Source organism: Anaerofustis stercorihominis (assembly GCF_024623185.1).
Taxonomy (GTDB): domain Bacteria; phylum Bacillota; class Clostridia; order Eubacteriales; family Anaerofustaceae; genus Anaerofustis.
Genome location: NZ_JANJZK010000001.1, coordinates 62227 through 87410, shown reverse-complemented (window position 1 = coordinate 87410; position 25184 = coordinate 62227). Strand labels below are relative to the sequence as shown.

The 25184-nt window shown below is 33.1% G+C and carries 26 protein-coding genes; 19 read left to right on the top strand and 7 right to left on the bottom strand.

Going from position 1 to position 25184, the window contains the following annotated elements:
- The first annotated feature begins 126 nt into the window (after nucleotides 1-126).
- The 9 genes from NSA01_RS00465 (at nucleotide 127) to NSA01_RS00425 (ending at nucleotide 8511) form a co-directional block, all read left to right on the top strand.
- Nucleotides 127-2277, top strand: a complete 2151-nt coding sequence (locus NSA01_RS00465; RefSeq protein ID WP_257479571.1) for a BglG family transcription antiterminator — start codon at nucleotides 127-129, stop codon at nucleotides 2275-2277.
- Nucleotides 2278-2313: 36 nt separating this feature from the next.
- Nucleotides 2314-3360 carry a zinc-dependent alcohol dehydrogenase gene (locus NSA01_RS00460; protein WP_257479570.1) on the top strand — a complete coding sequence of 349 codons (1047 nt, stop codon included), beginning with the start codon at nucleotides 2314-2316 and terminating at the stop codon, nucleotides 3358-3360.
- A gap of 23 nt (nucleotides 3361-3383) precedes the next feature.
- A complete protein-coding gene (locus NSA01_RS00455; protein ID WP_257479569.1) occupies nucleotides 3384-4436 on the top strand; it encodes a zinc-binding dehydrogenase in 1053 nt (350 codons plus the stop codon).
- Between the two features lie 19 nt (nucleotides 4437-4455).
- The gene (locus NSA01_RS00450) at nucleotides 4456-4773 is read left to right on the top strand and encodes a PTS sugar transporter subunit IIB (protein WP_257479568.1); all 318 of its coding nucleotides are present in this window, start codon (nucleotides 4456-4458) and stop codon (nucleotides 4771-4773) included.
- Between the two features lie 75 nt (nucleotides 4774-4848).
- Nucleotides 4849-6141 carry a PTS transporter subunit IIC gene (locus NSA01_RS00445; protein WP_257479567.1) on the top strand — a complete coding sequence of 431 codons (1293 nt, stop codon included), beginning with the start codon at nucleotides 4849-4851 and terminating at the stop codon, nucleotides 6139-6141.
- Between the two features lie 34 nt (nucleotides 6142-6175).
- Nucleotides 6176-6811, top strand: coding sequence for a class II aldolase/adducin family protein (locus NSA01_RS00440; protein WP_257479566.1), 636 nt, complete (start codon nucleotides 6176-6178; stop codon nucleotides 6809-6811).
- Between the two features lie 29 nt (nucleotides 6812-6840).
- Nucleotides 6841-7293, top strand: coding sequence for a PTS sugar transporter subunit IIA (locus tag NSA01_RS00435; protein ID WP_257479565.1), 453 nt, complete (start codon nucleotides 6841-6843; stop codon nucleotides 7291-7293).
- A 94-nt stretch (nucleotides 7294-7387) separates the two neighbouring features.
- Nucleotides 7388-7672: a cupin domain-containing protein gene (locus NSA01_RS00430; RefSeq protein WP_257479564.1), complete on the top strand. Its 285-nt coding sequence runs from the start codon at nucleotides 7388-7390 to the stop codon at nucleotides 7670-7672.
- Between the two features lie 41 nt (nucleotides 7673-7713).
- The gene (locus NSA01_RS00425; protein ID WP_257479563.1) at nucleotides 7714-8511 is read left to right on the top strand and encodes an HAD family hydrolase; all 798 of its coding nucleotides are present in this window, start codon (nucleotides 7714-7716) and stop codon (nucleotides 8509-8511) included.
- Between the two features lie 154 nt (nucleotides 8512-8665).
- Here NSA01_RS00425 and NSA01_RS00420 read toward each other — a convergent pair whose 3' ends face one another.
- Both NSA01_RS00420 and NSA01_RS00415 read right to left on the bottom strand, forming a co-directional pair.
- On the bottom strand, nucleotides 8666-9106 hold the full coding sequence (locus tag NSA01_RS00420) for a hypothetical protein (RefSeq protein ID WP_257479562.1): 441 nt from the start codon (nucleotides 9104-9106) through the stop codon (nucleotides 8666-8668).
- 55 nt (nucleotides 9107-9161) lie between these two features.
- On the bottom strand, nucleotides 9162-9641 hold the full coding sequence (locus NSA01_RS00415) for a PTS sugar transporter subunit IIA (protein WP_007050273.1): 480 nt from the start codon (nucleotides 9639-9641) through the stop codon (nucleotides 9162-9164).
- Between the two features lie 315 nt (nucleotides 9642-9956).
- Between NSA01_RS00415 and NSA01_RS00410 the strand changes: the two genes are divergently transcribed.
- The 3 genes from NSA01_RS00410 (at nucleotide 9957) to NSA01_RS00400 (ending at nucleotide 13563) form a co-directional block, all read left to right on the top strand.
- A complete protein-coding gene (locus NSA01_RS00410; protein ID WP_257479561.1) occupies nucleotides 9957-10655 on the top strand; it encodes a class II aldolase/adducin family protein in 699 nt (232 codons plus the stop codon).
- Nucleotides 10656-10751: 96 nt separating this feature from the next.
- Nucleotides 10752-11633: an MBL fold metallo-hydrolase gene (locus NSA01_RS00405; protein WP_257479560.1), complete on the top strand. Its 882-nt coding sequence runs from the start codon at nucleotides 10752-10754 to the stop codon at nucleotides 11631-11633.
- 1 nt (nucleotide 11634) lies between these two features.
- Nucleotides 11635-13563 (top strand): YgiQ family radical SAM protein, encoded by a 1929-nt coding sequence (locus tag NSA01_RS00400; RefSeq protein ID WP_257479559.1) that lies wholly within the window; start codon nucleotides 11635-11637, stop codon nucleotides 13561-13563.
- Between the two features lie 10 nt (nucleotides 13564-13573).
- Here the strand turns inward: NSA01_RS00400 and rsmA are convergent, their stop codons facing one another.
- The 5 genes from rsmA to NSA01_RS00375 form a co-directional block, all read right to left on the bottom strand.
- Nucleotides 13574-14437 carry a 16S rRNA (adenine(1518)-N(6)/adenine(1519)-N(6))-dimethyltransferase RsmA gene (gene rsmA / locus NSA01_RS00395; RefSeq protein WP_257479558.1) on the bottom strand — a complete coding sequence of 288 codons (864 nt, stop codon included), beginning with the start codon at nucleotides 14435-14437 and terminating at the stop codon, nucleotides 13574-13576.
- 2 nt (nucleotides 14438-14439) lie between these two features.
- Nucleotides 14440-16005: a putative polysaccharide biosynthesis protein gene (locus NSA01_RS00390; RefSeq protein WP_257479557.1), complete on the bottom strand. Its 1566-nt coding sequence runs from the start codon at nucleotides 16003-16005 to the stop codon at nucleotides 14440-14442.
- A 67-nt stretch (nucleotides 16006-16072) separates the two neighbouring features.
- Nucleotides 16073-16990, bottom strand: a complete 918-nt coding sequence (locus NSA01_RS00385) for an RluA family pseudouridine synthase (protein WP_257479556.1) — start codon at nucleotides 16988-16990, stop codon at nucleotides 16073-16075.
- Nucleotides 16977-18194, bottom strand: a complete 1218-nt coding sequence (locus NSA01_RS00380) for a M15 family metallopeptidase (protein WP_257479555.1) — start codon at nucleotides 18192-18194, stop codon at nucleotides 16977-16979. Before NSA01_RS00380 ends, NSA01_RS00385 begins: the two co-directional genes overlap by 14 nt.
- The gene (locus tag NSA01_RS00375; RefSeq protein ID WP_257479554.1) at nucleotides 18187-19434 is read right to left on the bottom strand and encodes a pyridoxal phosphate-dependent aminotransferase; all 1248 of its coding nucleotides are present in this window, start codon (nucleotides 19432-19434) and stop codon (nucleotides 18187-18189) included. The genes NSA01_RS00380 and NSA01_RS00375 overlap by 8 nt, the downstream gene beginning before the upstream one ends.
- 107 nt (nucleotides 19435-19541) lie before the next feature.
- Between NSA01_RS00375 and NSA01_RS00370 the strand changes: the two genes are divergently transcribed.
- The 7 genes from NSA01_RS00370 (at nucleotide 19542) to NSA01_RS00340 (ending at nucleotide 25183) form a co-directional block, all read left to right on the top strand.
- Complete coding sequence (locus NSA01_RS00370; protein WP_257479553.1) at nucleotides 19542-19877, top strand: hypothetical protein; 336 nt, start codon at nucleotides 19542-19544, stop codon at nucleotides 19875-19877.
- Nucleotides 19878-19961: 84 nt separating this feature from the next.
- Nucleotides 19962-20402: a hypothetical protein gene (locus NSA01_RS00365; RefSeq protein WP_257479552.1), complete on the top strand. Its 441-nt coding sequence runs from the start codon at nucleotides 19962-19964 to the stop codon at nucleotides 20400-20402.
- Nucleotides 20403-20480: 78 nt separating this feature from the next.
- Nucleotides 20481-21368, top strand: coding sequence for an SPL family radical SAM protein (locus NSA01_RS00360; RefSeq protein ID WP_257479551.1), 888 nt, complete (start codon nucleotides 20481-20483; stop codon nucleotides 21366-21368).
- Nucleotides 21369-21441: 73 nt separating this feature from the next.
- On the top strand, nucleotides 21442-22095 hold the full coding sequence (locus NSA01_RS00355) for a pentapeptide repeat-containing protein (RefSeq protein ID WP_257479550.1): 654 nt from the start codon (nucleotides 21442-21444) through the stop codon (nucleotides 22093-22095).
- A gap of 24 nt (nucleotides 22096-22119) precedes the next feature.
- Nucleotides 22120-22566, top strand: coding sequence for a GNAT family N-acetyltransferase (locus NSA01_RS00350; protein ID WP_257479549.1), 447 nt, complete (start codon nucleotides 22120-22122; stop codon nucleotides 22564-22566).
- Nucleotides 22567-22575: 9 nt separating this feature from the next.
- A complete protein-coding gene (locus NSA01_RS00345) occupies nucleotides 22576-23397 on the top strand; it encodes an EFR1 family ferrodoxin (RefSeq protein WP_257479548.1) in 822 nt (273 codons plus the stop codon).
- Nucleotides 23398-23884: 487 nt separating this feature from the next.
- Nucleotides 23885-25183, top strand: coding sequence for a 4Fe-4S binding protein (locus NSA01_RS00340; protein WP_257479547.1), 1299 nt, complete (start codon nucleotides 23885-23887; stop codon nucleotides 25181-25183).
- The last annotated feature ends 1 nt before the right edge of the window (nucleotide 25184 follow it).

Genomic DNA, 25184 nt, shown 5'->3' with positions numbered 1-25184 from the left:
TCATAAATATTTCATTCTATAAAGATATAACTCCATTTTTGTAAATCACAATTGACAATAATACATGCAGCACTTGATTGAACAGGATACCCATGTTTGATAATTTAAAGATAAGAGGTGGGAGCAATGGAACTAAATAACAGATGTTTCAAAATTTTAAGAACACTTTTTGAAAAAGACGATTATGTTTCTGTAAAAACCCTAAGTAAAGAACTTGGCTATTCCGAAAGAATAATCAGATACAACGTCGAAAAAATAGAAGAATATTTAAGAAATAAAAAATATTCATTTCTTTACAGAGATTATAAGAAAGGTCTGATTATTATAAAAAATAAGCAGTCCGAAAATTTCTACAGAGAATATTTAAATATAGCACCTCCATATGAATATAAATATTCCGCTAAAGAAAGATGTTCCTTCATAATCGGATATTTACTTAAAAGAAACGGATACACCCCCATTGAAAAGCTTGCGAATGAACTTTTGGCTTCGGTAAGCACAATAACAAAAGATTTGGAAAATGTAGAAAAGTGGCTGGGAGATAAAAATACCTTATTAATAAAAAAAGCGGGCAAAGGAATTACGATCCAAATTGATGAAATAAAAAGACGTGCTTTGTACAGAGAACTTACGGATGAAATATTAACGCCTTCAAGCGTAATAAATTACATAAATAATATATCTTTGGATGAAAGAACAAACACTTTACTGCTTGATGATTTATTTAAAGATTTAAGCAGCGGATATTTAATCGAGCAAATACAATATCTCGAAAAAGAACTTGGAGAAATATTTTCAGATGAAACATTTTCTTCACTTCTCATTCACCTGGCAATGATAGTTTACAGAGTCAAAAACAATTCAGCGCTGAAAGAAATCACAGGAGAAACAACTTTAAACAACAGCATAGAATATACACTTACATCTCAAATGGCAGAAAATATAAAAAATCATTTTGATATAGCCATTCCAAACGAAGAAATATATTACTTTACAGTACATTTACTCGGAGCAAAAGTAATAACGAAAAAGACAAAATTTAAATTTAATGAATTGGAAACAATCGAAATAAGAAATATCGCAGTAAAAATGGTAGAAGAAATAAGCAAATTGTATGCGGTTGATTTTAACGAAAAGAAAGATGACGTCATTGACGGACTTATAACTCATTTGATCCCTACAGTATACAGAATTAAATATAAAAAAAGAATATCAAATCCAATTTACCCTGAAATGGAACAAAAATATTCCGACTTACTCGAAAATACCAAAATCGTATGCAGACACCTAAGTGAATACTGCAAGGAAGAAATAAACGAACAGGAAGTTTCATATATAGCAATGCATTTCCTTGCGGCACTTCACAACAAATTAAACAAAAAAACAAATATACCAAAAGCAATAGTAGTATGCGGCTCCGGATACGGAACCGCACAGGTGGTGGCAATGCAGCTTTCTTCATTATTCAATGTTGAAATAAAAGCAATCGTATCACAAAGAGAAATAATAAATTTGGATAAAAGCAGTAAAAACTTTGACTACATAATAAGCACCGTAAACATCGCTAATTTAAAAAAAGATGACTACATAAAAATAAGCCCTATGTTCAACCATAATGACTTTTTGGAAATAAATAAATATTTAAGGGCAAAGTTTATAAAAAGCAAAATAGACTACAGTCAACTGGAGCTTGCGGGAACACTTGCGAATATCTCCATGAAATACAATCCAAAAGTAAACAAACTTCAGCTTCAGTATGAAATACTGCTGGAACTTATAAACCAAAATAAAAACAATACACCGGAATACACGAACGAAAGTGAAATAAATCTAAAAGACTTAATAACTCCTTCATTCATAAGACTAAATGTAATCTGCACCACATGGCAGGAAGCAATAATAAAAGGCACTGAAATTCTGGAAGAAAAAAACTTTATAACAGACGCATATAAAGTAGCAATCATCAAAAACATTGAGGAAATGGGACCCCAAATGGTAATAGTTCCGGGGATAGTCCTTGCTCATTTGGCACCCGGGAAATTTTGTAAAAAACTTGGGTTCTCCATTACAACTTTAAAGAAACCCGTTATATTCGGTTTTCCAAGACACGACCCTGTAAAAGTAGTGATAACCTTATCTCTCGTGAACGAACATATCTATAAAAAGGCTTTAATGCAGTTATTCAATATATTGCAAAACAGAAACACAAGAAATGTACTAATAAATGCATCAAGCAAAAATGAAATACTGGACTTAATCAAACAATATTCATCATAGCCGATAAAAATATAAAAAAATAAAGGAGGAATTATTTTGAAAGCGGCGATATTTTATGGACTGAACGACATCAGGATAGAAGAAAGAAAAATGCCAAAGTGTCCAAAAGGCGGACTTATCATGAAAGTCTGTTATGTAACGACATGCGGTACGGACGTAAAAAGGTACCAGCGACCTTATGCAATAGACAGAGGGCAAGGAGAACAGCCGATTTTCGGTCATGAAGCAAGCGGTCTGGTTTACGAAGTAGATAAGGATTGCAAAAATTTTAAAGTAGGAGACAGGATAGTAGCTCACGACGCGACTGCCTGCGGGAATTGTTACTGGTGTAAAAAAGGATTAAGCAATATATGCCCGAACATGACAAGACTTGGAGGTACATGGACTGAATACATAGCAGTGGATAAAAAGATATTAGAAAAAAATACTTTTATAGTACCAAAGAACGTTCCGCTGGAACTGGCTCCCGCAGTTGAACCAATGGCATGTGCAATGCACTGTGCGGAAGCGGCAAATATAAGGCTTGGAGACTACGTTGTGGTAAACGGTGCAGGACCTCTGGGACTCGGGATAATAAAGTATGTATCAGCAATGGGTGCACAGGTAATAGCCTGCGATATGAGCGAATTCAGATTAGAAATGGCAAAAAAAATGGGGGCAAAGTGGACGGTTCATGTTACCGACGGTATGGATCAAATCAAAGCTGTAAGGGATTTAACTCCAGACAAAAGAGGATGTGATGTTGCGATAGAAGCGGTAGGTCTTCCAAAGACATGGGAACTTACTATACCAATGGCTAGGAAAGGGGGCTTAGTTCTTGAATTTGCGGGATGTGCTCCGGGAACGACTATAACAGTAGACACCGCTCTACTTCATTACTCGGAGCTTACCATTAAAGGACTATTTCATACAACACTACAGCAGATACAAATGGCTTTTGATTCAATTGTAAACGGACTTATCCCAAGGGATATCATGATAACGGGTAATTACACCTTAGAAAACTGTGTACAAGCACTTGAAGATCATTCAAATCAGATAGGAATAAAAAACCTAATTAGAATATCAGAAGAAACTTTATAGAAACTTAGGAGGAAATTTAAACAATGAAAGCTGCGATATTTTATGGATTAAACGACATCAGGATAGAGGAAAGGGAAATGCCGAAGTGCCCGAAGGGCGGACTTATAATGAAAGTCTGCTACGTAACCACATGCGGTACGGACGTAAAAAAATTCAAAAGACCTTATGCTATCGACAGAGGACAAGGACAAAACCCTATATTCGGACACGAAGCCAGCGGACTTGTATATCAAATAGACGATGAATGCGAAAGAGTTGATTTAAAAGTGGGAGACAGAATAGCAACACATGACTCTGCGGCATGCGGGACTTGCTACTGGTGTAAAAAAGGGCAAGGCAATATATGTGAAAACCTAAAACCTACCGGTGGCACTTGGACAGAATACATAGCATTGTCACCTGAAACGGTAAATAAATGTGTATTCAAAGTACCGGCTGACGTTCCTTTGGAACTTGCTCCGGCAGTAGAACCTATGGCAAGTGCAATGCACTGTGCAGAGGCGGCAAATGTAAGACTTGGAGACTATGTAGTCGTAAACGGTGCAGGTCCGTTGGGACTTGGAATAATTAGATATGTATCCGCAATGGGCGCTCAGGTAATAGCCTGCGACATGAGCGAATACAGACTGGAAATGGCTAAGAAAATGGGCGCAAATTGGACAGTTCACGTCATCGAGGGATTAGACCAGATTAAAGCGGTAAGGGATTTGACACCTAACGGCAGAGGCTGTGATGTAGCGATTGAAGCGGTAGGACTTCCAAAGACTTGGGAGCTAACTATACCTATGGCAAGAAAAGGCGGTCTTGTTCTTGAATTTGCGGGATGTGCTCCGGGAACAACGATAACAGTAGACACCGCTCTTCTTCATTATTCCGAGCTTAACATTAAGGGCTTATATCATGCAACGCCTCAGCAAATCCAAATGGCTTTTGACTCTATTGTAAACGGACTGATTCCTAGAGACGTAATGATAACGGGGAACTACACCTTAGAAAACTGTGTGCAGGCACTGGAAGACCATTCAAATCAAATAGGTATCAAAAATTTAATTAAGATAGCAGACGAAAAATTATAAAAGAAAGGAGGAATATAAAATGAAAAAAGTTAAAGTACTGGTAGCCTGCGGAAGCGGAATAGCTACATCATCTTATGCGGAAGCGGCGGTTAAAGATATTGCAAAGAATGCCGGAGTACCGATAGATATATCAAAAAGTACGATACAGGAATCAGAAGCAAAATCTAATGCATTTGACGTAATATTATTTACCTCAAGTAACTGGAACAATTTTATTCACGAAGAGAATATAAAATGCCCCGCTTTATCGGTAGCATCATTGATCACGGGATTTGAAGAAGATGAAACGAAAGAACAATTAACAACGCTATTAAAACAATTAAGCAGTGAAGATTAGAAACAATATAATAACGAAATACGAATAAGATAAATTTATATTTGTATAGATAAAAATTAAAATAGGAGGAAAACAATGGATATTATTTTAAAAGCGGTACAATTTTTACTGGATATGGGCGGAACTATCATTCTACCATTCTTTGTAACGATTTTAGGTATCATTTTCGGTCTAAAATTCATAGACTCGTTTAAAAACGGTCTTATGATAGGTGTCGGGTTTTCTGGTATCATGTTAATGGTTGATTTACTTGTTACAACGGTTTCTCCCGCAACGGAATATTACACCAAACTTGGAACGGGATTTACAACCGTCAACTTGGGATGGGACAGTATAGCCGCAATGGCTTGGTCCACAAGTTTTGCTTTATGGCTTATCCCTCTGGGATTTTTATTGAACTTTATATTGGTTCGATTAAAAGTACTTAAAACATTGAATGTGGATATATGGAACTTTTACAGTGCCGTACTTACGGCAGCAGTTACATATTATATAGCATTATCGCTCGGAGCATCTACATTAGCTGCAAACATCATAGGTCTGATAGTTGGTTTATCCTTGACCGTAGTTGCTTGTAAAATCGGAGATATATTGGCAAAATCATGGCAGGGATATTTCAATATGCCGAAAGGTGTTACTTGTTCCACACTTGACACACAGTTAACGCACTACCCTGTATCATGGCTTGGTGCAAAATTATACGACCTTATACCGGGATTAAACAAACTATATTTTGATATAAACAACGTAAACGAAAAATATACCGCTTGGACAGCACCTTCAATCGTAGGATTTTTAGTAGGTGGACTTTTGGGTCTCATTACGAAACAAAACTTTTCTACAATACTTACAATGGCTATTGGTGTAGCAAGCGTTATCGTATTAATGCCTAAAATGGTTTCTCTATTGATGGACGGACTTGTACCACTTTCAAACGCTGCAAGAACCTTCATGAAACGAAAACTCGGAGAAGATGCGGATATTTTAATCGGTATGGATGTATCGATAGGTCTCGGTGATAAATGCGGAATGATAGTCACGATGTTTTTAATGCCTATAACTATACTTCTCGCATTCGTACTCCCTAACATAACTTTCTTTCCTATAGGATTATTCGGTGGAATAATATGGTCGGGACATGCTGCGGCATTCGTGGCAAAAGGAAATCTGCCTAAAGCAATATTTGCAGGTACGTTCCTTATGGCATGGACAGTCATTACATTGAATTTCATGGCTCCTATAGCAACACAGCTCGCATATGATGTAGGAGTAATAGACAAAATGACTCCTCTCGTTACAGGCGGAGGCTATCAGCAAACACAAATAGTTCTAATCGGACTTATAGGAAAACTTTTCGGCGGATTTTAATTTGAATTTAAATATTAAATAAAGAGGTATAAAAATGAACACAAAACAAGAATTAATAAGAATATCAAAATTATTGGAAGAAAAGGGCTTTACAAACGCATTTCAGGGAAATATTTCAATTATTGACAGAAATTTAGGGAAACTATTTATCACCCCTTCAGGAACAAGAAAACTGACTCTTACGGAAGAAGAAGTTGCGGTTTTAGATATGGACGGGAAACAACTTGAAGGCAGTGTTAAAAAATCTTCAGAGTATAAAATGCATTTGGCAGCACTGAACTATCGTCCTGACTGCACCGCGGTTATTCACTGCCACAGTGTATATTTGACAGCATTTTCCATGCTTGGAGAAACAGTCGATCCAAAATGTCATGAAGAGTTCCTTTTGACAAGAGGTATACCTTGTCTTCCTTGGGGAAAAGGCGGAACGTCCGATATTTATAAAGGTTTGGAAGAACAAATAAAATACCACGATATAGTTTTACTTGGTAATCACGGCGCTCTTTGTGTCGGTTCCGATTTGGAAAAAGCATTTAAAGTACTCGAAGCAGTGGATAATACTCTAAGAGCTTGGGTACTTGCTATGCAAATCGGAAACGGAAAAGTAGTGGATATCCCTATTTGGGATGAACTGATAGAACAAAAAGAAAAAGCGATTCATAATCTATAGCATATTACTTTAAAGGAAAGGTGGTTATTATGCTTAATGACGTAATAGTAATAGATGGAGAAGCAAAAAATTGGAAAGATGCAATAAATTTAACCTTTAATGAATTATATAAAAAAGGTTATGTAAAACCATCTTTTTATGAAGCTTGTATAGAAAGGGAAATAAAATTCCCCACAGGGCTTAATAGCCATATACCGGTTGCAATCCCTCATACAGATGCAATCCATGTAAACAAGCAAGCGATTTGTGTTCTCAGGCTCAAAGAACCGGTATCGTTTTACAGTATCGAAGATGCAACGAAAAAAGTAGATGCGCAGTTTATTTTTAACATGGCACTAAAAAGAAACGAAGACCAATTAACTTTATTAAGAGCTGTCATAAATATCGTTCAGGATAAAACATTTCTTGAAAAAGCAAAGAAGCTTAATTTGAATGAAGTTAAAAATTTATTTTATAAAAAGTGGATAACAGAAGTTGAATAAAATATTAATAACTAAATATTTTATCATTACAACTTGCATTGAGCCTTAAGTTTGTTTGTTACTTAGGGCTTATATTTTAAAAAGGAGATTACTTATGAAAGTATTGATAAAAACACCCAATCATGAAGAAAAAGAAATAATGGGAAAATGTGAAATATGGGAACATAAAGCGGGAGTATTTGACTGGGAATACAAAGACAAACAGGAAACATGTCTAATAATAAAAGGTAAAGCCTCGGTTATAGGAAAAGGTGAACAGGTAGAATATTTTTTTAAGGAAGGAGATCTCGTTACCTTCCCAACAAATTGGAACTGCCAGTGGAGAATTACAGAAGACATGAAAAAGTATTTTATATTCGACTATGATTTCAGCAAATAATATTATTTTATATATTTTTATTTTCTAAGCGGAGACATCTTATGTATAAATTGATAGCAGTCGATTTGGACGGAACTTTACTTGACGATAATAAGGATATATCAAAGAACAATCTAAAAGCATTAGAATGGTGCACAAAAGAAAATATAATCGTAGTACTGGCAAGCGGAAGAGGCTTGAGTGCAGCAAGGAATATAGCTAAACAAATCAGTTCTTTTAACGATTATCATATATGCTGTAACGGAGGATTAATTTTTAACACTTATAAAGCAGAGAATAAGGTAATAAAAACATTAGAAAAAATAGATTTTAATAATATCATTGATGAGCTTAGATTTATCAAGGCTTCTATGGGAGTACAAAGCCCAAATGGATTTTATTATGAAGCGGATAATAATTCTGATATGCTTAAAGATAAAGGATATTATTCAACAAAAGATATAATAAAGTTAAATTTAAATTCCGTGAGAGAACCTATACTAATAACTTGTTATGTAAAGAATAAAAAAGATTATGATGAAATTTTAAATATAGTAAAAAAATATGATCTCAATATGACACAGTCTGAAGAAAATTGGATAGAAATTTTTCCCAAAGGAGTAAATAAACTCAATGCATTAAAAGTAATTGCAGACAGTTATAAAGTCAGTAAAAATAATATTATTGCAGTGGGAGATCAAAGAAACGATATTGAAATGATTAAAAATGCGGGACTTGGGATATGTGTAAAAAATGCATGTAAAGATTTAAAAGATGTATCTTATATGATAGTTCCATATTCTAATAACCAAGACGCGATTTACCATATAATAAAAGAGATATTCGACTTCCCTGTTTAATTAAATATATTTACACAAAAAGAGAAAAATAAAAATTTATTTTTCTCTTTTGATTTAAATACTTATGAACTAAATAATAAAAAAGCAATCATGACATACTAAGTATTTGCAGTTGATATTCAATTTAAAATTTAAAAGTATTTGATTTAAATACTTACTTACTTTCAGCTACTTCATTCTCTTTTTTATTGGATTTAAACATTGTAACTATTTTTTGTCTGTTTATATTTAAATCTTCTTCCAAAGTCTTTACAGTAGGCTTTTCAATCCAAAAACCTTTTTTTGTGGGAACTTTGTATTTTTTAGGTAGATTTGGAACGTGTTCCACCCACTTAGCATAAATTTGTTTTGAAAGTTCATCAATGCTTAACGATGAATCCTGTTTTAAAATTTTCGCACTTTCACTGAATACAAAATCATTAAAATCTTTAGGTATGTATTTTTTGGCACAAACCGTACCGTAGAACAGTACACATCCATATAAAAATCCTGCAAATCCTACTAAATACACATGTTCGGTTATCCATTCAACTATAAAATATAAATGTTTACCAAAAGACATATGCATCATGAAATCAACTATTATTAAATACATTATACGTCTAACTCCTTTTTCCTAGAGAAAATCTCTAATTAACTATATTTATTTCTTACGCTTCTTCTGCTTGTTTAGCTAATTCTTCTTCAACAATTTTTAAAATTAAATCTTTATCTTTTGATTCGTAAATTGCTTTTAGTTTATCTTCTTGTTGGATAAGAGAAATAACTGTTTGTAACATAGCTAATTGTTGATGTGGTTCTTTTAATGCTAACATGAATAAAATTGAAACTTCACATTTTTCTCCGGCACCTGCCATAACTTCGAATGTTACAGGTTTTTTAAGTGTTGCAACACAAATACTTTGTTTGTTAACATGTTCAACATCTGTATGAGGAACAGCTACTGCAAAGTTTTCTACAGGAAGTCCTGTTGCAAATACTTTTTCTCTTTCTTTTACTGCTTCTACATAACTTTCTTTTACATAACCAAGATCTAATAATTTGTGTGCAACATTATCAAGTGCATCTAAATTACTGTCAGCCTCCACATCAAAAAATATAAGATCCTTGTTAAATTCTAAATCTGCCATTGGTATCTCCTCCTTAAACTATCTATCTTACCCATAAATAGCTCTTATAATTATTTTAACTAATTATAATTAAAAAAAATTTAAATGTCAATAAGTAAACGTTACTACCATTTTGTCATAACCTTTCTATTCCTTATTATATAAGGCTTTAAAGCACCTTATATGAAATATTTAACAAAATAAATTTTGTTAAAACTTAACACTGGGTGACATATGTAACACTAATAAAAAAAGTGACCAAAAGTACTTTACAATTAAATTTAAATAGTATATAATACGTTTAAATAAAGATTTATATGTCTCAAGGAGGAAAAAATGAGTCAAAATATTCAAGAATTAAGAGAAGCGATTTGTGACGTAGGACGTAAAATGTACGACAGACAACTTTGCTCTACAAATGATGGTAACATTTCAATAAGATTAGATGATGGTAACTTCCTAATCACACCAACAGGAGTAAGCAAAGGTTTCATGACACCTGACATGATGTGTATAGTAGATAAAGACGGTAAATTAGTAGAAGAAAACGGTCCATGGAAAGGCACAAGTGAATTCAAACTTCATTACAAAATATATGAATTAAGACCTGACGTAAATGCAGTAGTTCATGCTCATCCACTATACGGAACAGTATTTGCGGCAGCTAATATGCCTTTGGATAAACCAATCTGTACAGAAGCAGCACTTAACTTAGGAGAAATCCCTGTAATCAAATATGGTTTACCCGGAACATTTGAAATCTGCGGAGACATCGAAGATTATGTAGAATACCATGACGCAGTATTAATGAGATATCACGGCGCTGTAACATTCGGTCCTGATGTTCTTACAGCTTACTACAGAATGGAAAGCTTAGAATTCATCGCACAACAAGAATTCGCAGCAAGAGCAATGGGTATCGTAGAAAAAGCTACAATTCCACAAAATGTTATTGATGAATTATATGAACTAAGAAGAGAAAAATATTCTGCTCCTGATTCTATGGGACCTCATCATATTGCAAACAGAAAATAATTTACTTACATAAAAAAGGAAGGCAAATGCCTTTCTTTTTTTGTCTTTTTATATTTTTATGTTAGAATAGCTTAAGAATATTTTTGAGGTAAAAAAATGTACGAATTAATTCAAGTAGGTAATAATACTTTTTATATGGACTCACCCAATAAAATAGGTTTTTACAGATACGACGATAATAAAATATATTTGATAGATTCCGGTAACGGAAAAGACTATGCGAAAAAGGTCCTAAAAATCTTAGATGAAAAAAGATGGGAACTCAAGGGAATAATAAACACACATTCCCATGCAGATCATATAGGCGGCAATGAAACTTTAAAAAAGAGAACAGAATGTAAAATAATCACAAATGAAATAGAACATGCTTTTACCAAATATACAATTTTAGAACCGGCATTTATTTACGGAGCATATCCACCCAAAAGACTTCAAAAGAAATTTTTAATGGCAAAACCAAGTGACGCTTCCACAGACTTTAATGATATTCCAGCGGGACTTGAAATAATAAATCTGCCCGGACACAGCTATGATATGATAGGTGTGAGAACAGATGACAATGTATATTTCATAGGAGACAGCTTATTTCCAAAGGAAGTATTAAATAAATATCACATAGCTACGATTTATGATATAAAAAAGTTTTTAAAGACACTTGATTATCTTGAAACATTAAAAGGAGATTTTTTTATCCCTACTCATGCAGAAGCTTCAAACAACTTAAAAAATTTAATCGAATTAAACAGGAATAAGATATATGAAATAATAAACTTGCTGTTGGACATTTTAAAAAGGCCATTAAGTTTAAATGTCATTACAAAAAAAGTATTTGACTATTATAATATAGAAATAAATTATGTACAGTATCATTTGGTAGAAGGGACATTAAAAGCATTCATCTCATACTTAATAGATGAAAAAAAGGTGGATGTAATATTTGATAACAATTTCTTATTATACTGTTTAAGGGAAAACTGATATGAAAACAAACAAAGAATTTTTAATAACAACCAAAGAAGAAATGGAAAGAAAAAATATTTCCCAGCTGGATTTTATAATTGTTACAGGAGATGCATACATAGATCACCCTTCTTTCGGTACCGCAATTATAGGAAGACATCTTGAAAGTTTGGGATTTAACATCGGAGTTATCCCCCAGCCGGACTGGAAAGACAAAGAAGCATTTAAAGTCCTCGGCAGACCTAAATATGCATTTTTGGTAAACAGCGGAAATATAGACAGCATGGTAAATCACTATACCGCATCAAAGAAAAAGAGAAATGACGATGTTTACACCGAAGGCGGAGAAGCAAATAAAAGACCGGACAGAGCGGTAATAGTATATTCCAATATGATTAGAATGGCTTATAAAAAGGTCAATATCATTATCGGAGGAATAGAAGCAAGTCTTAGAAGATTTGCCCATTATGATTATTGGGATAATAAAGTAAGGCGTTCTATTTTAACGGATTCCACAGCTAACATGCTTACCTACGGCAGCGGAGAAAAGGTCTTAGGCGAAATAGCAATTAGACTTAGAAACGGTGAACAGCTTGAAGACATTAAAGATGTCAGAGGAACATGCTATATCACAAACGAAATCGAAAATATAGAAAATTCTTTGATAATCCCTTCTTTCAGAGAAGTAAATGAAGACAAGGAAAAATATAATAAGGCATTTAAAGCTCAGTATCAAAACCAGGATCCTATAACGGGAAGGACATTGATACAATTCATGGATAAAAATTATCTCGTTCAAAATCCCCCAATGATGCCTTTAAACAGAGAAGAGTTGGATAAAGTATACGGACTAGAATATACAAGGAAACCTCACCCTATGTATAAAAAAGAAATCCCGGCAATAAAAGAAATAGAGTTCTCCGTCACATCAAACAGAGGATGTTTTGGAAACTGCTCATTTTGTGCACTTACATTTCATCAGGGGCGTATGGTCCAATCAAGAAGCAAAGAAAGCATCATTGCTGAAGTCAAGCTCTTAACTACCTTAGAGGGATATAAAGGCTATATACACGATATAGGAGGTCCTACGGCGAACTTCAAACATCCGTCATGTAAAAAACAAATGGAACATGGAACATGTGTAGGATTTAATAAAACGTGTTTATCCCCTACCCCATGTAAGAATATAGACGTTGACCACAGTGAATTTATTGATGTACTCAGAGAAGCAAGAAAAGTAAAAGGTGTAAAGAAGGTCTTTGTAAGAAGCGGTATAAGATATGATTATCTGCTTTTGGAAAAAGACCCTAAAGTACTTAATGAATTGGTAAAATACCATATAAGCGGTCAGCTTAAAATCGCACCCGAGCATATAAACAATAAAACCCTAAAACAAATGGGAAAGCCGGGAAGAGAAGTTTACGAAGAATTCGTTGACAGATATGAAAAAGCAAACAAAAAAATGGGGCTTAATCAGTTCCTTGTTCCTTACTTCATTTCTTCACATCCCGGATGTACTATTGAAGGTGCGGTAGAGCTTGCGGTATATCTTAAAAATCACAATTTAAGACCGAGACAAGTTCAGGATTTCTATCCTACTCCAGGAACATTATCTACATGTATGTTTTATACAGGGAAAAATCCCTTAACTAACGAAAAAGTATTTGTTCCCAAAACATACGAAGAAAAGCAGACACAAAGAGCGTTAATGCAGTATTACAAACCGGAGAACAAAGAAAGAGTAAAAAAAGCTTTATTAAAAATAGGAAGAACTGACCTGATCGGAACGTCTCCAGACTGTTTGGTATTCGAAAAAAGAGAATTCAATAAAAATACAAATCAAAATAAAAAAGTAAAAGTCCATAAAAAGAAACTTACAAATAAAAGCGGAAAAAGCAAACCAAACAGTAAAAAAATTAAAAACACCAGAAATAAAAAAAGAGCTTAATAAGCTCTTTTTATTTTTTTATATTATTTATTTCATTTGATAATTCAGCAAATTGCTCTATCGTTATATTCTCCGCTCTGACTTTTTCATCAAGCCCTGCATTTATAAGAGCATCCTTAAGTAAATCTTTATTCAAAGAAAGTCCGTTGGCAAGAGAATTAAAAGCCATTTTACGTCTGTTCATAAAAGCAGCTTTAACTACTTTAAAAAACATTTCTTCGTTATCTACATTAACCTTACTTTCTTTCCTTGGTACTACCCTTAAAACAGTGGAATCCACTTTAGGCATAGGCACGAAAACAGTCTTTGGTACATTAAAAAGTCTTTCGACTTCTGCATAATAATCAACAGCTATGGTAAATGAAGAATAATCTTTTGTATTCACATTTGCATTTAGCCTTACCGCAACTTCTTTCTGAAGCATTACAACGATATTTTCAAACTTTACTTTATCTTCCAAAACCTTCATTAAAATAGGTGAGGTAATATAGTAAGGAAGATTAGATATGAATTTGATTTTTCTATTTTCTTGTAATGCCTCTTCAAGTATTTCACTTAAATCGGTCTTTAATATATCTTTATTTATAATCTCTATATTTTCATATCCGCTTAAAGTTTCTTCGAGCATATTTACAGCTCTGGTATCTATTTCCACCGCATATACCTTATACGCTTTTTCTGCAAGCTTTTGAGTCAGACTTCCCATCCCTGGACCGACTTCAAGAACTACTTCATCTTCTTTAAGTTCAAGTGCATCTACTATTTTTAAAACTATATTTTCATCTGTAAGAAAATTTTGTCCCAAATCCTTTTTAAATCTAAAATCGTATTTATTGGTTATCTCGCTTATTGTATTTTTATTTGTAGCTTTCATTATTATTTTCCTATAACACTTCTTACTTCTTCGATATTAAGGACCCTTGTTATATAAATAAGTGCAAGATATACCACCATGGCAACCAATATAACGACTACGGTCAATATACTGTTACCGAGAAAGCCTGCAAGGAATGTTTTTACAAAGAAACAAACTATACCCATGACAGCCGCACAAAACAAGTTTTTGATAAATGCCATACCAAGACCTCCGTAAGTGGAACCAAGGAATTTTTTTATCGCTCTGTAGTCGAGGCTGGCAACGACCAAGTCCGCACCTAGAGTTCCGAGTATAGCTCCGTAAATATTAAGCCAAGGGATTTGTATCAATACTACATTCAAAATAAGTTTTATAACACATCCAATAGCTAAGTTTTTGACGGGAGTATTAAGAAGTCCGACCCCCTGTAAAATCCCCTGCATCGTTGTTGAAATCATTGTGAATACAATTCCTATAGCCAAAATCCTAAGCATATTAGCCCCATTTGCATCACCAAACAATAAAGTAGTCACTTCACTTGACATTACAACAAGTCCCGCAATACAAGGAAGAGCTATCATCAAAACTACTTTAAATGTTAAGAAGGTCTTTTGCCTTATTTGCTTCAAGTCTTTCTTTACAAAGGATTCACTTATTGTCGGAACGAGACTTGCCGCAAGAGAAGAAGATAAAATAAGAGGGATACTTATGATTGTCTGTGCCCTTTGTGAAAGCTGTCCCCAAAGCACCGTTGCTTCGTTCACACTAAATCCTGCCTTTTGAAGAAAGGCAGAAACCGTAAAGGAATTGATTAAATTCATGGAAGAAGTAACTAAAGATGCAAGAGTAATCGGTATTGCAATAGAAGCAAGAATTTTTAAAATTGTTCTTGCATCTTCAGTTGATTTGCTTGTTTGCCTGCTTATCTGTCTTTTAAGCCTAGGTCTTACTTTTAAAAAGCACAGGAACAGGAAAAAACTCGCCACAAAAGCACCTGCCGTAGCACCAAATGTAGCACCTGCGGCACCAAAAGCGACGCCTAATTTATTATATAAGAATACCGCTAGTCCAAGACCTACGACTACCCTGGTTATAGACTCGACTATCTGAGATATACTCGGGGGAGTCATGTTCTGCATACCTTGGAAGAAACCTTTAAACGATGAAAGTATACATACACAAAGAGGTGCAAAAGCTAAACCGAGTATGGAATAATAAGTATCCGGATGCCATTTGAATACGGATATAAAGAAATGAGCTCCAAATAACATTATACTGGAACATATAGCACCAATAATCGCTAATGCTAAAATAGCAACCTTAAATACTCTATAAGCTCCGTCGTACTTCCCAAGGCTAATCCTTTCGGAAACCATTTTTGATATGGCAACAGGAAGTCCTATTACAGATATTGCAAGAAGGAATGTATATACCGGATACGCATTCCCGTATAAACCCATCCCAAAGTCGCCTAATATTCTTACTAAAGGCAGTTTTAAAAACATACCTAAAAATTTCGCTATTATTCCTCCAAAGGCAAGCACGGCGGCTCCCTTTAAGTAATTCTTCTTTTTAGCAGCACTCAAATCACATTTCCTCCCGAAAATTAATACTTTTACTATTATATACCTCAAATATTAAATTTCAATGTTTTTAACTCTTTTTTAATCTTTCCAAAGCATATTTAAAATCATCACAAAGCTCGGCTTCAAAGGTCCTAAGCTTCTTTTCTCTCGGATGAACAAAAGAAATGCTCTTTGCATGCAAAGCCTGATGAGAAATCAGTTCACTTTTATTTTCGTTATATAAACTGTCTCCGAGGATAGGATGTCCAATATAAGAAAAATGAACTCTGAGCTGATGTGTCCTTCCGGTAATAAGCCTTGCTTCTACCAAAGAATGCTTTTTAAATTCCTCTATAACTTTATACTTCGTTATGCATTCTTTACCGTCACTGTCAACAATTCTTTTAAGCGGATGTCCTTCAGCCCTTTTTATGGGAGCGTTTATATATCCCTCTTTTTTGTTCATTACACCTTCTATAATTAAAACGTACCTTTTATCTATTTCATTATTTATGCTTTGATTTTGTATAAAATGATGAATATATTTGTTCTTTGCTATTACAACAATTCCGGAAGTATCCATATCCAGCCTGTTTACAAACCTAGTTTTAAAGTGTTTATTTTCACATTCCCACTTATGATATATTGCATTTTGAAGTGTATCCAAAGGATGTGACTTCGTTACATGAACTACCATTCCCGGCTTTTTATTTATTACGGCTATATCATCATCTTCATAGATAATGTCAATTTTCATATCGGTAGAAGGAGCATCAGCTTCCTCTACGGGAAAAGATACTTTGATTATATCCCCTTCTTTTAATACATCTACAAACATAGCCTCTTTATCGTTAATAAGAAGCCTGCCTTCACGTATGATATATCTAAAAGTACGAGAAGAATAATCGTACTCATTTTCTAAAAAATAGTATACATTTTCTCCCTCGTACTTTTTGTCTGTTTTATAAACATAAGTTGTGCTGAATTCTTTTTTATTTTTCTTCAAAATATTCCTCTAATGTTAAATTGTTATCGTGTATCACTTTAGCTAAAGTTTTTCCCACATATCTTACATGCCAAGGTTCATAACTATATCCGGTGATCTTTTCTTTTCCTTTGGGAAATCTTATTATAAATCCGTTTTTATAACAGTTATCCTCAAGCCATTTCCCCGCCTCGGTATCTCCTAAGCTTTCGGTCAATTTAAAGTTTACTTCTTTAGTTGTTACATCCATGGATAGCCCAAGCTGATGTTCGCTCTCTCCCGGTTTTGCGGAATAGAAATTAGCTTTTTCTTCACTTCCGTACTGAGCTATATTATTCTTATACACATCAACCTGCATTTTATAAGATCTAAACCCGCTTAAAGCATAAAAATCATAGCCTGCTTGTTTTGCATCCGCAAAAAGGTCTTCCAATGCCTTAGCAGCTTCTTTCCTAAGCGGTCTTACTGCTAAATTTGACTGAGCATAATCGACATTTGCCTCTACCAAATCCTTAGGTTTATAGTCACTGGACAAGTGTCTGGTCTTATTTACGACAGCATCATATTCATTAGGGTTAGTTATAATCATATTTTTACCTATTTCCTCACTTAAGTTATCTTTTATACTATAACTATATGATTTATTTAAGCCATTATAACTTACAATTACATCGACCCTCGAACCGCTTAAAATACTATCGTTTATTTTTATGGTATTGTTCTTTATATCCACATAATCTTTAACACCGTTTGTCGTAACTTTTACTTTTATTGATTTACCATCTATATCTTCGGTTACTTTAGTATTAAAGATATCTTTTACCATATCCTTGACTTTAAATCTATATGTTTTTCCGGTTTGTATATATTCACTGTCCGGTCCTTCAAAAACGACCTGCTCTTTTAAAACTCCTCTGAGTTTTACATTATTTATCGTAGTGGTATTAAAAGGTTTATACTTAACCACAACAAAAATACCCCATGCGATTAATAAAAGAAAAACAATAATTATAACTTCTTTTATTCTTCTTCTGAATTTTCTCTTTTTTACTCTTCTTACTCTGATCGGACGACCGAATTCATCATACCTTACAGTAACATTACCCGAAGAGCTCCTTATCCTAGGATTTTTGTTAACACTTCGCCGTTTCTTACTCCGGCTAATTGTTTTTTTAGGCGCAGCTCTCCTATGAGAACTACTCCCTCTTTTAATTTGATTATTCATCACACTCAACTAAAGCTTCTTTTATTTTTTTAGGAGCGCTCATACACTTTTCTTCGCTTACCGCACAGACCGCAAACCTAAGCCCCGTCTGAAGAGGGATTACAAACAAATTCTTTTCCATTAACTTTTGTGATACCTTTGACGGATTTTTGCAAGGTATACATACAAAAAAACCATCTTTATAAGGATAAAGTTCTAAATCAGCTTCTTTACTCGCCTCTAAGAATGCATCGGCTCTTCTTCTGAGAAGTTTTACATAATGGTTCCTTTCCTCATAGAAAGGCTTACCTACTTTTTCATCATTTATTATATCCGTAAGGACTCTCATCGCACCTTTTGTTCCGTTGGACCAGGTCCCTCTGTTTGAATGAAGGTTAGTATAGAAAAATTCCTCTGCTATTTCTTCTTTGCTTGTTACACAAAGAAGTGCTCCGTTTCTAAGTCCGTACATCGTATATCCCTTTGAAGCCGAAAAAGCAAATAATACCAAAATATTCTCTTCAAGTCCCGCAAATTTCTCCATAAATGAACGTCTGTCAAACTTTTCATCACAAAAATCTATATAAGCAACATCAACAAGAATAATTATTTTATTCTCCTTATTCTCTGCTCCTGCTTTTAAAATATCTGTTATTTTATCCCATTCTTCATTTGAAATCGAATATCCTGTCGGATTATGAGCAGGAGTATTGAATATTGTAAGAAGTCTTTTTTGTTTACTTAAATGATAATCGAACTTTTCTTTAAATGATTCTATATCAAGTCCTCCCTCATCATTAAACATGTTATAAGTATCTAATTTTCTGCTGTTTTCCAAGCATATTGTATTATATGGATCCCAATATAAACCGGAAGTCAGTATACTGTCTCCTATATTTGTATAGTTAAATATAGCATGATGAATAGCACCCGATCCTCCCGGAGTCGCAACCGCTTTAATATATGCATTTGGCATATGCTCTTTAAAGCATGCCTTCTTTACCGCTTGTAAAAAGTCATTATCTCCTTCTATACTCGCATAAGCAGCAATTTTAGGATTATCCAAATCTTTTAAATAACTATATACACTTTCAAATGCAACAAAATCTCCGTTATCCTCAAGCAACACACCCATAGAAGAATTTATAACATTTTCTGCACCATATTTTAAAACCGCCTCGCTAGCTTTGGCTGATATTGTAAAGATCGTATCATTTTCCACAGGCCTTATCGCATGATCCGCTACCATATTATTTGACATTTTTAGCCTCCCATTATCTTTAATATTTTGATTATATCAAATTTTTTTTTATAATAGTAGTAATTTATGAAAATTAAAGTATAATATAGGAAAAGGAGTGATTTAATATGAAGATAAATGCAGATAATAGTTATAAGCTAATTAAAGAAGAAGTAAACAATACTTACGAAGTTTTAAAAGACGGACTATCTATGGGTGAAATTACAGATATCCTCCTTCATGACCCAAAACATCCTGTAATGGGAATGCATAAATTATTTATGACAATAGCGATTGCTAACTTGGAAGCAAGAAAAGATATAATGGAAGACAGAGTTCTTACAAAAGCAGCAATATATATGGATTATTTTGATCACGGAGGAAAGATGGATGAATTCTTTATGACAAAACAAGACCTTCTTTATGATGATTTGGAATTTATTAAAAACAAATATTTAAAATAGTATTTGAGTATAAACTAATTTTATTTACAATTAAAAATTAATTACATAGAATTAAATTAAATAAAAGAATAGAGGATATCAAAAATGAAAGATGAAACGAAAGATAAGATTGTAGACATAATAGAAACATCAAAAGAAAAAACCGCAGAACTTATAGATAAAGGTTCAGAATACTTCGATGATGCAAAAGATAAGGTTCAGGAATACAAAGAAAAAGTAAAAGACAGCGAATTCTATAATAAGACGGAAGATAAGACAAAAGAATTAATAGATAAATCAAAAGATTTTACAAATGACAAAAAAGGAAAAATCGAGGCAATAATAAAAAAAGCAAAAGAAGATGAAAACTTCAAAGAGAATTTAAAGAAAGAACCTACAAAGACAATCGAAGATTTACTGGGAGTGGATCTTCCTGATAAAGAAATAAAGGAACTAGCAAACACTGTAAAATCTAAAATAGATTTAGACAAAATAGAAGATTTCTTTGATGATACAAAGAATAAAATAAAAAATTTATTTAAATAATTTTAAAAGCACAGATAAAACCTGTGCTTTTATTATATAATTATAAAAAATAAAACTTAAAGGCTGATAGAACGAAATATGAAAAAAATACCTGCAAAAACTATACTCTCAGGCTATAAAGAACATGGATGGTTCAATTCAAATTATAATATGAATTTATACAAAGGCTGCGTACACGGATGTATATACTGCGACAGCAGAAGCAACTGTTATAACATTGAAAACTTTGACGAAGTCATATTAAAAGAAAATGCTCTAGAGATACTGGAAAAAGAGCTAAGAGCAAAAAAGAAAAAAGGAATCATAATGACAGGCGCGATGAGTGACCCCTATAATCCTTTTGAAAAAGATGAAAAAGTCACAAGAGAAGCTCTGAAAATAATCGATAAATATATGTACGGAGTAAGCATAATAACAAAATCCGATTTGGTAACAAGAGATATAGATATATTATCCAAGATTGCAACTCATTCAAGCGTAACTGTAAATATAACCATTACTACAGCAAATGATGAAATCACTAAAAAAATAGAACCTTTTGCCCCCTCAAGCAAAAGAAGGTTTGAGGCAATAAAAAAATTATCCGGAAAGGATATAAATGTAGGTGTACTCTTAACTCCAACTTTGCCTTTTATAAACGATACAAAAGAAAATATAACTTCGATTATAAAAGAAGCTAAAGAATGCGGTGCAAACTGGGTATATACTTTTCCCAACTTTGCGGTATCATTAAGAGAAAATCAAAGAGACTATTTTTACGAAAAACTGGACGAGTATTTCCCGGGAATTAAAAGCAGGTATATAAAAGAATTCGGCAATACTTATTGGTGTTCATCCCCCAATCAAGAAATTCTGTGGAAAGCTTTTAAAGATGAATGCAATAAAAATGATATTATGTACGACCACAGTCAAATAGATAAATTTATTATAAAAAGATATAAAAAAGAACAGCTTACTCTATTTTAAAGTTTACTTAATTAAGTAAACTTTTTTATTGATTATATTTGTATTAAAAACTCAAACATAGTATTATATGTTTATGAAAACAAAAGAATTAGATTTAAACATAAAAGACCTTGAAATAATCGAAGATTTTTATACCTTGGCTATAGACGCAAAAGACGAAGACTTGGATGTAGAAAATAAATATATCAAAGACCAAGTATATAGTAATGAAGATTTTTCAGAACTCAATTTTTCGGATATGATTTTTGAAAACTGCAGATTTTTAGAGTGTTCATTTAGAAAATCAGGATTTGTAGACGTCTTATTTAAAAGCTGTGACTTTTCTAACAGTGATTTTAACGAAGGGTATTTTTCAAGAGTACATTTTATTCTTTCAAAAGGAGTCGGAGCAGATTTTTTTAAATCGATTATAAAAGATACCTTAATAAAGGATTGCAATTTTAAGTACGCTAATTTTGACCTTACCAGTTTTGACTATGTAATTTTAAATGAAAGTGATTTTACAAACGCAGGTTTCAGTGAATGTAAAATAAGAAAACTTGATATAAACCTTTGCAAATTTGTTATGACAAACTTTTTTAAAACAAGTTTAAAAGGACTTGATTTTTCAGATAGTTTTATAGACGGTATCATATTATCCGATAACTTCTCGGAGATAAAGGGTGCAAAAGTAAGTGAAATGCAGGCTATGGAGCTTGCAAAACTTCTTGGAATAATAATAGTATAATATTTAGATTTTGGAGTTATTAAAGTGAAAATAAAGCAAGTCAAATTAAAGAAAGAACGATTTATGGATCTATTATATTTAGGAGACGAAGATGAAGATATGATAAATAAATACCTTAAAAAGTCAGATATGTTCGTTTGCTATGAAGAGAATGAATTAATAGGACAAATAACGATTTTAAGATTAGCTAATAAAATTTATGAAATAAAAAATATATCCATATATGAGCAATTTCAGAAAAAAGGATATGGAAGCAAACTGATTAAATTTATTTTTGAGCATTATAAGAACAAAGCTTCAGTTATAATATTAGGAACGGGAGAATGCGATAAGATAATATCCTTTTATGAAAACCTTGGATTTAAATATTTTATGAGAAAAAGAAATTTCTTCATAGATAATTATGACCATGAAATGTACGAAGACGGCACAAAGCTTATCGATATGTTATATTTTAAAAAGGTTATATAGGTAATTAAAATGAAAATAAATAAAGTTTATGCAGCCTATTTCAGCGCAACAGACACTACAAAAAGAACAGCGGAATATATAGCCGAGAATATTTCTAAAAAATTAAATATCGACTTAGGAATTGTAAATTTCACACCCAAAGAAAAAAGAAAAGAAATTATTGATTTTAAAAATGACGAACTGGTAATTTTTGCTACTCCGGTTTATGCAGGAAGAGTACCGAATGTACTGCTTCCATTTTTAACAAATAATATCAACGGAAATAACGCTTTATGCGTTCCTATAGTTTTATTTGGAAACAGGAATTACGATGATGCACTTATAGAACTGAGAAACATTTTAGAAAAAAATAATTTTCACTCCATTGCGGCGGGAGCCTTTGTCGGAGAACATTCTTTTTCAAATATTTTGGCAAAGAACAGACCGGACAATGAAGATTTTAAAATCATGGATAAACTGGTAGATTTGATTATCAAGAGAATAAGCAGTTTAGATACATACAGTGAAAAACCTATACAAGTAAATGGAAAAGATCCCATAAGACCTTATTACACACCAAGAGACAGAAACGGTAATAAAATAGATATAAGAAAAGTATTACCCAAAGTTAACCATAGGTGCAATGACTGTAAATTATGTGCAGAAGTCTGCCCTATGAGTTCCATTGATAAAGTTGATATAAGAAAATACAATGGAATATGCATCAAATGCGGTGCCTGCATAAAAAAATGCCCAATGAATGCAAGGTATTATGATGATGAAGGATACCTTTACCATAAAAGAGAACTTGAAGAAATGTATGTGAGAAGAGCAGAAGATGAAATTTTCTAATAATATTTATTAAATAGATCATAAACATAAAATAAAACTTTACTTTAATAAAATTTATAAAAAAGAGAATTATTAAATATTCTCTTTTTTTATATAAACCTTTTAAATTTAATTTTAATTGAAATATTTATTAATTCAGTTTTATAATTTTACTCCCCCACTCTAATAAGTTAAATGTTTATTATTTAATAATTATATTTTATCATTTTACACTTTACTTTAACAAGTCAAATATTTAGTCTATCTAATTTTATAAAGTCTATAAATAACTTTTTTATTTACAAATAAACAAATAAAAATAAACATAAAAAGGGTTTTCATCATTATCTTAAAGCACAATTACAAAATATCCCTAAGCTTAGGAAAATCGGTTTTTTAATTGACTTTTACCCCCCTTGATAGTAAGATTAAATTAGACTTTTATTAAAAATAATCCTTGTAATTTTTAAGTAAGTTTTAGTAGGTAAAGGTAAAGGAGGAATTCATTATGAGTACCAATCATAATGCGGCTGGAGAAGCAGCTAAAAAAATATTAGAGCTTCTGCCGGGCGTTAATTGCGGTGGTTACGGCGGATGTGGTAAAGATACATGTCAGGAATGTGCCGAAGCTATTGCAAACGGAGCAAGTGTCGCGCTTTGTCCTGCATGCACACAAGATAAAGTAGATGAAATTGCTAAAGTTATGGGCACCGAGTCTGTGGAAGTTAAAGATGAAGTAGCCTTTATTCTCTGTAACGGGGATTCTGCCGGTAAAGAAAGATTTAAGGACTTGAAATCTTGCGCTGAAGCAGTAAACCTTGGATTTAAAAGAGGAGAATGTAGAGACGGATGTGTCGGACTTGGTTCATGTATCGATTTTTGTAAATTTGATGCTATGACACTTTCTAACGGAAGAGTAATAATCGATAAAGAAAAATGCAGCGGATGCGGAGCTTGTGCAAATGCAGAAAGCTGTGTTCAAAATATTATTACTATGATACCTAGAGACGCAACAAACTTTATCCCATGTTCTTCAAAAGAAGAAGATGACGAGAAGACAAGAGAAATCTGCGGATTTGGATGTATTGCATGTTCGGACTGCGTTAGAGCGTGCCCCGAAGGAGCTATAGATATCATAGATAATCATGCTGTTATTGACTATGATAAATGTGTGGGATGTGTAGCATGTACAGTAAAATGTAAGAAAAAAATCATCATAGACACAATGCATGATTTAACCGAGCTTAAAGACAAAGTTGCATTTGTAAAATGTAACGGAGGCAAAAAAGCAAGTGAAGTTTATGAAAATTTAGGGATTACGGACTGTGCGGAAGCAGTGGCTAAAGTTAATCCAAAAGATTATAATATCTGCACAACGGGATGTACGGGACAGGGTAACTGTACAAAAGTCTGCAGATACGATGCAATACGCGTTGTAGACGGTACTGCTAAAGTAGACCCTGATAAATGCGTAGGTTGTAAAGATTGTACATATGCTTGCCCTAAGGATTTAATCGTTATGGTACCATACAAAGGAACAAAACTGGTTCCATGTTCTTCAACAGAAGATTACGAAGATAAAGCAGCAGTTTGTGACTCAGCATGTATCGGATGTGAAGACTGTAAAGTAAACTGCCCTAACGAAGCAATATATATGGAAGGTGCACATGCAGTTATAGACAGTGATTTATGCGAAAACTGCGAAGTATGTCAGTACATGTGTCCAAGAAACGTAATCGTTGAACAAGAAGTTCCGGATTATAACTACTTGCAAAGAGATGCTCTTGGCATCAGGGAAGGAGAGTGAT

Coding starts and splice junctions, on each gene's coding strand:
- NSA01_RS00400 (WP_257479559.1), top strand. CDS start 11,635: ATGAAAACAAACAAAGAATTTTTAATAACAACCAAAGAAGAAATGGAA.
- NSA01_RS00415 (WP_007050273.1), bottom strand. CDS start 9,641: ATGGCAGATTTAGAATTTAACAAGGATCTTATATTTTTTGATGTGGAG.
- NSA01_RS00440 (WP_257479566.1), top strand. CDS start 6,176: ATGAACACAAAACAAGAATTAATAAGAATATCAAAATTATTGGAAGAA.
- NSA01_RS00370 (WP_257479553.1), top strand. CDS start 19,542: ATGAAGATAAATGCAGATAATAGTTATAAGCTAATTAAAGAAGAAGTA.
- NSA01_RS00355 (WP_257479550.1), top strand. CDS start 21,442: ATGAAAACAAAAGAATTAGATTTAAACATAAAAGACCTTGAAATAATC.
- NSA01_RS00450 (WP_257479568.1), top strand. CDS start 4,456: ATGAAAAAAGTTAAAGTACTGGTAGCCTGCGGAAGCGGAATAGCTACA.
- NSA01_RS00430 (WP_257479564.1), top strand. CDS start 7,388: ATGAAAGTATTGATAAAAACACCCAATCATGAAGAAAAAGAAATAATG.
- NSA01_RS00435 (WP_257479565.1), top strand. CDS start 6,841: ATGCTTAATGACGTAATAGTAATAGATGGAGAAGCAAAAAATTGGAAA.
- NSA01_RS00455 (WP_257479569.1), top strand. CDS start 3,384: ATGAAAGCTGCGATATTTTATGGATTAAACGACATCAGGATAGAGGAA.
- NSA01_RS00375 (WP_257479554.1), bottom strand. CDS start 19,434: ATGTCAAATAATATGGTAGCGGATCATGCGATAAGGCCTGTGGAAAAT.
- NSA01_RS00405 (WP_257479560.1), top strand. CDS start 10,752: ATGTACGAATTAATTCAAGTAGGTAATAATACTTTTTATATGGACTCA.
- rsmA (WP_257479558.1), bottom strand. CDS start 14,437: ATGAAAGCTACAAATAAAAATACAATAAGCGAGATAACCAATAAATAC.
- NSA01_RS00380 (WP_257479555.1), bottom strand. CDS start 18,194: ATGAATAATCAAATTAAAAGAGGGAGTAGTTCTCATAGGAGAGCTGCG.
- NSA01_RS00340 (WP_257479547.1), top strand. CDS start 23,885: ATGAGTACCAATCATAATGCGGCTGGAGAAGCAGCTAAAAAAATATTA.
- NSA01_RS00365 (WP_257479552.1), top strand. CDS start 19,962: ATGAAAGATGAAACGAAAGATAAGATTGTAGACATAATAGAAACATCA.
- NSA01_RS00465 (WP_257479571.1), top strand. CDS start 127: ATGGAACTAAATAACAGATGTTTCAAAATTTTAAGAACACTTTTTGAA.
- NSA01_RS00410 (WP_257479561.1), top strand. CDS start 9,957: ATGAGTCAAAATATTCAAGAATTAAGAGAAGCGATTTGTGACGTAGGA.
- NSA01_RS00420 (WP_257479562.1), bottom strand. CDS start 9,106: ATGTATTTAATAATAGTTGATTTCATGATGCATATGTCTTTTGGTAAA.
- NSA01_RS00425 (WP_257479563.1), top strand. CDS start 7,714: ATGTATAAATTGATAGCAGTCGATTTGGACGGAACTTTACTTGACGAT.
- NSA01_RS00345 (WP_257479548.1), top strand. CDS start 22,576: ATGAAAATAAATAAAGTTTATGCAGCCTATTTCAGCGCAACAGACACT.
- NSA01_RS00360 (WP_257479551.1), top strand. CDS start 20,481: ATGAAAAAAATACCTGCAAAAACTATACTCTCAGGCTATAAAGAACAT.
- NSA01_RS00445 (WP_257479567.1), top strand. CDS start 4,849: ATGGATATTATTTTAAAAGCGGTACAATTTTTACTGGATATGGGCGGA.